General features: G+C 77.4%; 1 protein-coding gene. It reads right to left on the minus strand.

Annotated features, from left to right (window positions below; all coding sequences use genetic code 11):
- On the minus strand, nt 1-1,502 hold a 1,502-nt coding region (locus tag VR44_RS39800), incomplete at both ends, for an SDR family NAD(P)-dependent oxidoreductase (protein ID WP_045952577.1).

The raw sequence follows: 1,502 nt of genomic DNA on the forward strand, positions 1-1,502 counted from the left end.
GCCCCAGGCCACGGAGGTGGCGGCGAGTCCTCGGGCGCGGCGCTGCTCGGCGAGGGCGTCGAGGTGGGCGTTGGCGGCGCAGTAGGCGGCCTGGCTGCCGCTGCCCCAGGCGGCGGCGACGGAGGAGAACAGGACGAAGGCGTCCAGGTCCCGGCCGGCCAGCAGTTCGTCCAGGTGGTGGGCGCCGGTCGCCTTGGCGGCGACGACGGCGGCGAGGTCGGCCGGGGTCAGGGTGTCGGTGGGGGTGAACTGCGGCAGGCCGGCCGCGTGGATCACGGCGGTGAGCGGGTGGTGGTCCTCCGGGAGGTCGCGGAGGAGGGCGGCGACCTGTTCGCGGTCGGTCAGGTCGCAGGCCGTGAGGGTGACCTCGGCGCCCAGTTCCTCGATTTCCGCGGCGAGTTCCCGGGCTCCGGGGGCGTCGGGTCCGCGTCGGCCGGTGAGGACCAGGTGGTCGGCGCCGTTGCGGGCGAGGTGCCGGGCGACGTGGGCGCCGAGGGCTCCGGTGCCGCCGGTGATCAGGACGGTGCCGCGCGGCTGCCAGGTCCGGTCCGGGGACGCGGTGTCGGGGGCGAGGGCGCGGGTCAGGCGGCGGACGAAGATGCCGGAGGGGCGGATGGCGGTCTGGTCCTCTCCTCCCGGCCCCTGGGCGAGCAGGGAGACGAGCCGGCGGGCGGCCCGCTCGTCCAGGGTGGCGGGCAGGTCGACGAGTCCGCCCCAGCGGTCCGGGTGGTCGAGTGCGGTGGAACGGCCGAGGCCCCAGACCATGGCCTGCCGCGGGCCGGCCGGCGTGTCCGAGCGTCCGGTGGAGACGGCTCCCCGGGTGGCGCACCAGAGGGGTGCGGTGGTGCCCGCGTCGCCCAGGGCCTGGACGAGCAGGGTGGTCAGGGCCAGCCCGGCGGGGAGGTCGGGGTGGTCCGGGTGGGACTCGTCGGTGAGCGCGAGGAGGGACAGCACCCCGGCGGGCTCCGTCGCCCCGGGCTCGGGGCGCAGGCGCGCGGCGAGCGCGGTACGGGTCTCGTCGGTGCGTACGGGCAGCAGCGCGACCTCGGCGCCGTGGCGGGCCAGGGCCTCGGAGACGGCGGTGACGACGGCGTCCTCCCCGCCGCCCCCGGGGACGGCGAGCAGCCATGTGCCGCTCAGCTCGGCGGTGTCCCGGCCGCCGGTCAGCGGCTGCCAGGAGATCCGGTAGCGCCAGGAGTCGACGACGGTGCGGCTGCGCCGGCGCCGGCGCCACTGGGACAGTGCGGGCAGTACGGAGCTGAGCGGGGAGTCCCCGGTGACCTCCAGCCGTTCGGCGAGGGCGGCCAGGTCCTGGTTCTCGACGGTGTCCCAGAAGGCGGCCTCGGCCGGGTCCGCCGCCTCGGGGCCGGTCCCGCGGGTTGCTGCGGGGACCAGCCAGAAGGGCTGGTGCTGGAAGGGGTAGGTGGGCAGGTCCACCCGGCGGGCGCCACGGCCGGCCAGGACCGCTTCCCAGTCGACGGGGGCGCCGTGGACGTGGAGGT

Source organism: Streptomyces katrae (assembly GCF_000966975.1).
GTDB classification, from domain to species: domain Bacteria; phylum Actinomycetota; class Actinomycetes; order Streptomycetales; family Streptomycetaceae; genus Streptomyces; species Streptomyces katrae.